The following is a 6,062-nucleotide window of genomic DNA, read 5'->3' as shown; positions in this document are numbered from 1 at the left end:
CGGTCCGCGTCCCGGCGGCGGTGGCGGTGCCCCCGGCGGCTCCGGTGGTCCCGGTGGCGGCGGCTTCGGCGGCCGTCCCGGTGGCGGCGGCGGTGCCGGTCGCGGCGGTCGCGGTTCCGGCACGCAGGGCGCGTTCGGCCGTCCCGGCGGGCGTGGCCCGGCCCGTGGGCGCAAGTCGAAGAAGCAGAGGCGTCAAGAGTTCGACAACATGCAGGCCCCGTCGATGGGCGGTGCGCTGCTGCCCCGCGGCAACGGGCAGGTCGTGCGGCTGACCCGTGGTTCGTCCCTGATGGACCTCGCGGAGAAGATCGGCGCCAACCCGGCCGCGCTGGTGCAGGCGGCCTTCGCGATCGGCGAGATGGTCACCGCGACCCAGTCGGTCAACGAGGAGATCCTCCAGCTGATCGGCTCCGAGATCGGCTTCGAGATCCAGATCGTCTCGCCCGAGGAGGAGGACCGCGAGCTGCTTGAGTCCTTCGACATCGAGTTCGGCGAGGACGAGGGCGGCGAGGAGGACCTGGCGGCGCGCCCGCCGGTCGTCACCGTCATGGGCCACGTCGACCACGGCAAGACCCGGCTGCTCGACGCGATCCGCAAGTCCAACGTGGTCGCGGGCGAGGCCGGCGGCATCACCCAGCACATCGGCGCCTATCAGGTCGCGGCCGAGGTCGCCGGCAGCGAGCGGCGGATCACCTTCATCGACACCCCGGGCCACGAGGCGTTCACCGCCATGCGTGCCCGCGGCGCGAAGGTGACCGACATCGCGGTGCTCGTGGTGGCCGCGGACGACGGCGTGAAGCCGCAGACCATCGAGGCGCTCAACCACGCCAAGGCGGCGGACGTGCCGATCGTGGTCGCGGTGAACAAGATCGACAAGGAGGGCGCGGACCCCACCAAGGTGCGCGGCCAGCTCACCGAGTACGGCCTGGTCGCCGAGGAGTACGGCGGCGACACGATGTTCGTGGACATCTCCGCCCGCGAGAACATCGGCATCGAGGACCTGCTCGAAGCGATCGTGCTGACCGCGGACGCCTCGCTGGACCTGCGGGCGAACCCGCACCAGAACGCCGAGGGCGTGGCGATCGAGGCGCACCTCGACCGCGGCCGCGGCGCCGTGGCCACCGTGCTGGTGCAGCGCGGCACGCTGCGGGTCGGCGACACCATCGTGGTCGGCGACGCGCACGGCCGGGTGCGGGCGATGCTCGACGAGAACGGCGCCAACGTCGAACTCGCCGACCCCTCGCGTCCGGTGCAGGTGCTCGGCATGACCTCGGTGCCCGGGGCCGGCGACACCTTCCTGGTGGTCGAGGAGGACCGGGTCGCCCGGCAGATCGCCGAGCGGCGGGCCGCCCGCGACCGCAACGCGCTGCTGTCCAAGCGGCGGGTGCGCGTCTCCATGGAGGACATCGGCAGCGCGTTCGCGGCCGGCGACATCCAGCAGCTCAACCTCATCATCAAGGGCGACGTCTCCGGTTCGGTGGAGGCCCTGGAGGACGCGCTGCTCAAGCTGGACGTCGGCGCGGAGGTCGACCTGCGGATCATCCACCGCGGCGTCGGCGCGATCACCGAGTCCGACGTGGACCTGGCGCTGACCAGCGACACCATCATCATCGGCTTCAACGTGCGGGCGGACGGCCGGGCCAAGGCCAAGGCCGACCGCGAGGGCGTGGAGATCCGGTACTACTCGGTCATCTACCAGGCGATCGAGGAGATGGAGGCCGCGCTCAAGGGGATGCTCAAGCCGGAGTTCGAGGAGGTGCAGCTGGGCACCGCGGAGATCCGCGAGGTCTTCCGCTCCTCCAAGTTCGGCAACATCGCCGGCTGCCTGGTCCGCTCCGGCCTCATCCGCCGCAACGCCAAGGCCCGGCTCATCCGGGACGGCGCGGTCGTCGCGGAGAACCTGTCGATCGAGTCGCTGCGCCGGTTCAAGGACGACGCCACCGAGGTCCGCGAGGGCTTCGAGTGCGGTATCGGCCTCGGCTCGTTCAACAACATCGCGGTCGACGACGTCATCGAGACGTACGAGATGCGCGAGAAGCCCCGCGTCTGACAAGGACTGACGGGAGCCGGCTGAGCCACGACCGGCCGGGTGACCGTACGCCGCACCGCGCGGCGTCGGCACCCGGCCGGATGGCGACCCCCGCGCGGATGGCGCGTGGAAAAACCTCATCCCCCTCTTCGAACTCGGCAGGGGCCGCGGCGCAGGGTCGGTCGACGCGCAGCGGCGGACGAGCCCACAGCCGCACACAAAGCCCCTGCCGAGTTCGAAGAGCCTCATCCCCGCGGCCGGGTTGGCCCTGATGCACTGGTGTTCACCGGAACGCTGACTCTTGACCTGCTGCTCGGCGACGTGCACTCGCTGAAGGAGAAGCGCGGCCTGATCAGGCCGCTGCTGGCCGATCTCAACCGCCGGGCCGCGGTCGCCGCCGCCGAGGTGGGCGGCCAGGACCTGCACCGCCGCGCGATACTGGGCGTCGCCGTCGTGGCGGGCTCGCATCATCGCGTGGTGGAGCTGTTGGATGACTGCGAGGGCGCGGTGGCCTGGCGGCCCGAATTCGAGCTGCTGTCCGTGCGCCGCCGCGTCCACAACGACGAAGACGACTGAAGACCGACAAGGATCGAGTACCGCGGCGCCCGGGGCACGGCCCAGGGCCCGGCGGCAGACAGGAGCGGGACCATGGCGAACAACACCGCGCGCGCGGCCAAGCTGGCCGACCGGATCAGGGTGGTGGTGGCCGAGACGCTCAAGACCCGGGTCAAGGACCCCAGGCTCGGCTTCGTGACCATCACCGACGCCCGGATCACCGGCGACCTGCGCGAGGCCACGGTCTTTTACACGGTCTACGGCGACGAGAGCGAGCGCACCGAGTCCGCCGCGGCCCTTGAGTCGGCGAAAGGCATCCTGCGCAGCGAGGTCGGCCGGCAGACCGGGGTGAAGTTCACCCCGACCCTCGCGTTCGTGGCCGACGCGATCCCGGACGGCGCCAAGCAGATCAACGAGCTGCTGGCCCGCGCCGCGGCCGCGGACGCCAAGGTGCACGAGGTCGCCAAGGACGCGAAGTACGCCGGGGAGTCCGACCCGTACCGCGCTGCGCGCGCCGAGTCCGAAGACGAGGACGGCGACGAGAGCGACGAGGACGCCTGAGCCACAGTGACCGGCGGACGGTACGCGGCGTCGATGCAAACACGGTGTTGGTTCAAGCACAGTGTCCGTTTCAAGCACAGTGTCGGTTTCAAGCGCGGTGTCGAATGAGGCGCGGGTGTCGATGAAGCACGCTGATACGGGTCGTCCGGCCGCGCCGGACGGCCTGGTGGTCGTGGACAAGCCGGCCGGCTGGACCTCGCACGACGTGGTCGGGCGGATGCGGCGGCTGGCCGGAACCCGCCGGGTCGGCCACGCCGGGACGCTCGACCCGATGGCCACCGGCGTGCTGGTGCTCGGCGTGGAGAAGGCGACGCGGCTGCTCGGCCATCTCGCGCTCAGCCGCAAGGTGTACGAGGCGACGATTCGTCTGGGCCAGGCGACCGTCACCGATGACGCCGAGGGCGAGGTGACCGCGGCCGTCCCCGCCGGGCATCTGGACGACGCGACCATTCTGGCCGCGATCGGCCCGCTGACCGGCGAGATCATGCAAGTGCCGTCGTCGGTCTCCGCGATCAAGATCAACGGCGTGCGGTCGTACGCACGAGTGCGGTCCGGCGACGAGGTGAAGCTGGCCGCGCGACCGGTGACGGTGTACCGCTTCGACGTGCACGAGATCCGGCATGACAAGGCCGAACTGCGTGATCGCAGCGTCATTGACCCCGGCGTCATCGGCTCTGGTGCCACCGACTCCGATGCCATTGATTTGGACGTCGCTTCGGACGTCACCGATCTCGAAGTCACCGATCTTGAGGTCACCATGGAATGCTCCAGCGGCACGTACATTCGCGCACTGGCACGGGACCTCGGCGCGGCCCTCGGCGTCGGCGGGCATCTAACGGCGCTGCGTCGCACGTCGGTGGGACCGTACAGTCTGACGCAGGCGCACACGCTGGACCAGTTCGCGCACTGTGTGGAGCGTGGCGAGCCGTTACCCGTGCTGTCGCTCGCGGTGGCCGCCGCAGCCGCCTTCCCCCGCTACGACGTGGGCGACGAGCAGGCCAAGTCGATCGCGCACGGCGGGTTCCTGCCCTCGCCTGGACTCGGCGAGGGGCCGATCGCGGTCTTCGGCCCGGACGGGGCGTTCCTCGCGCTGGTGGAGGAGCGCGGCGGCCGGGCCAAGCCCATCGCCGTGTTCGTCTGACGGTGCGTTTGTACTGTGTTGCGTTTGTATGACGCTGCGTTCGTCTGAAGCCGTGTTCGTCTGATGCTGTGTCTTTTTGGTCTTGTCAGCACGGTGGCGCGTTCGTATAGCGCGTTACTGACTTCTTACTGCTGCTGTGGCGGATTCGGGTTGGACCATGGGTCCGACGGCGGCTGCTGCGGTGGCGCACCGTAGGGTGGCTGCGCGCCGTACTGCTGTTGCGGCGGTGCGCCGTACTGCGGTGGCATGGCGCCATACGGCTGCTGGCCGGGTGCCTGATACGGCGGGTACGGCGCATATGGCGGATAACCGCCGGGGCCGGGGCCGAACTGCTGCTGGTTGAAGTACGGGCTCGACTGCTTGTTCCACAGCAGGATCACGGCCACCAGGCCGACCACCCAGATCAGGATGCCCACGATGACGCTGAACGGCGACGTCTTGGTGGTGCTCATCGCGCTGCTGCCGCTCACGGCGAGGCTGATGACCAGCGACAGGGAGTCGAGGCCGAAGAACACCGTGCCGGTGATCCGCGCCCAGTTCTTGCCGGCCCGGTTGGCGAACGCCATCCAGATCCACAGGCCCATCCCGATCAGCACCAGGACGATGGCGAAGGCCTCGCCGACGCGCACCGCGCTGTCGACCTGGGTGCTGGTGTAGTCGGGGTGCTGGGTCCTGATCGTGTCGCGGATCTTGGAGACCGAGCCGAGCGCCGCGATCCCGGAGAGCAGTTGCAGCGCCGCCCCGGCCAGCATCAGGTAGAACGCGTTCTGCACGGTCTGCGGAGCGGGCGGTTTGGCGGGCATCCCGGCCGGGCCGGGATACTGGGGGTAGGCCGGATACTGTCCGGACGGCGGGTAAGCCATGGCGACGGGGTCCCCTCGTGTGATGGGCATGCGACCGAACATGGTAGGGCCAGCGGTCCGGCGGACGACAGGGGCCGCCGGTGTGGATCACGGGGCGTGATCTGGCAAGGTTGGTTGTTGACCGCAGTCGAGCTGGAGGAGTGACGGTTTCATGGAGCGCTGGCACGGCTTGGCCGAGTTGCCCCCCGGCTGGGGTGCGCCCGGCGGCTGCGTCGTCACCGTCGGCTTCTTCGACGGCGTCCACCTCGGCCACCAGGCCGTCGTGCGTCGCGCCGTCGCCTTGGCCGGGGCGCGGGGGGCGTCGGCCGTGGTGCTCACCTTCGACCCGCACCCAAGCGAGGTCCTACGCCCGGGTACCCACCCGCCGCTGCTCTCAACCCCGGCCCACCGCGTCGATCTGATGGAGAAGCTGGGCGTCGACGCTGTTCTGGTGCTGCCGTTCACCACGGAACTCTCCCTGCTGACGCCCGAGGAGTTCGTCCGGCAGGTGCTGGTCGAGCGGCTTCACGCGGTCGCGGTCGTGGTCGGGGAGAACTTCCGGTTCGGCCACCGCGCCGCCGGCACGCTCGACACGCTGACCGAACTCGGCGAGAAGTACGGCTTCACCGCGGAAGGGCTGCCGCTGGCCGCGCCCGAAGACAGCGGCGGGCAGCGCTTCTCCTCGACCGATGTGCGCAAGATGGTGCTCGCCGGGGAGGTCGAGACCGCCGCACTGCGGCTCGGCCGCCCGCACCGTGTCGAGGGCGTCGTGGTGCGCGGCGCCCAGCGCGGGCGGGAGCTCGGCTTTCCCACGGCGAACGTGGACACCCCGCCGCACACGGCCATCCCCGCCGACGGCGTCTACGCGGGCTGGCTCGTCGTGGACGGCGATCCGTTGCCCGCGGCCATCTCGATCGGCACCAACCCGACCTTC

At 70.3% G+C, this 6,062-nt stretch carries 6 protein-coding genes; 5 read left to right on the top strand and 1 reads right to left on the bottom strand.

Annotated features, from left to right (window positions below; all coding sequences use genetic code 11):
* From infB to truB, 4 genes are all read left to right on the top strand, one after another.
* The coding region (gene infB / locus VGS97_RS28355; RefSeq protein WP_349262298.1) for a translation initiation factor IF-2 at window positions 1-2,050 on the top strand (2,050 nt) is incomplete at its 5' end.
* A 258-nt stretch (window positions 2,051-2,308) separates the two neighbouring features.
* Window positions 2,309-2,605 (top strand): DUF503 domain-containing protein, encoded by a 297-nt coding sequence (locus VGS97_RS28350; protein ID WP_326856745.1) that lies wholly within the window; start codon window positions 2,309-2,311, stop codon window positions 2,603-2,605.
* Window positions 2,606-2,677: 72 nt separating this feature from the next.
* The gene (rbfA, locus tag VGS97_RS28345; protein WP_326856744.1) at window positions 2,678-3,145 is read left to right on the top strand and encodes a 30S ribosome-binding factor RbfA; all 468 of its coding nucleotides are present in this window, start codon (window positions 2,678-2,680) and stop codon (window positions 3,143-3,145) included.
* A 121-nt stretch (window positions 3,146-3,266) separates the two neighbouring features.
* Complete coding sequence (truB, locus tag VGS97_RS28340) at window positions 3,267-4,286, top strand: tRNA pseudouridine(55) synthase TruB (protein ID WP_326856743.1); 1,020 nt, start codon at window positions 3,267-3,269, stop codon at window positions 4,284-4,286.
* Window positions 4,287-4,411: 125 nt separating this feature from the next.
* Here the strand turns inward: truB and VGS97_RS28335 are convergent, their stop codons facing one another.
* Window positions 4,412-5,179, bottom strand: coding sequence for a hypothetical protein (locus VGS97_RS28335; protein WP_326856742.1), 768 nt, complete (start codon window positions 5,177-5,179; stop codon window positions 4,412-4,414).
* Window positions 5,180-5,300: 121 nt separating this feature from the next.
* Between VGS97_RS28335 and VGS97_RS28330 the strand changes: the two genes are divergently transcribed.
* The coding region (locus VGS97_RS28330; RefSeq protein ID WP_326856741.1) for a bifunctional riboflavin kinase/FAD synthetase at window positions 5,301-6,062 on the top strand (762 nt) is incomplete at its 3' end.

The sequence above is a fragment of the Actinocrinis sp. genome, assembly GCF_035946395.1.
GTDB lineage: Bacteria > Actinomycetota > Actinomycetes > Streptomycetales > Catenulisporaceae > Actinocrinis.
This window is presented reverse-complemented; position numbering and strand designations above follow the sequence as displayed.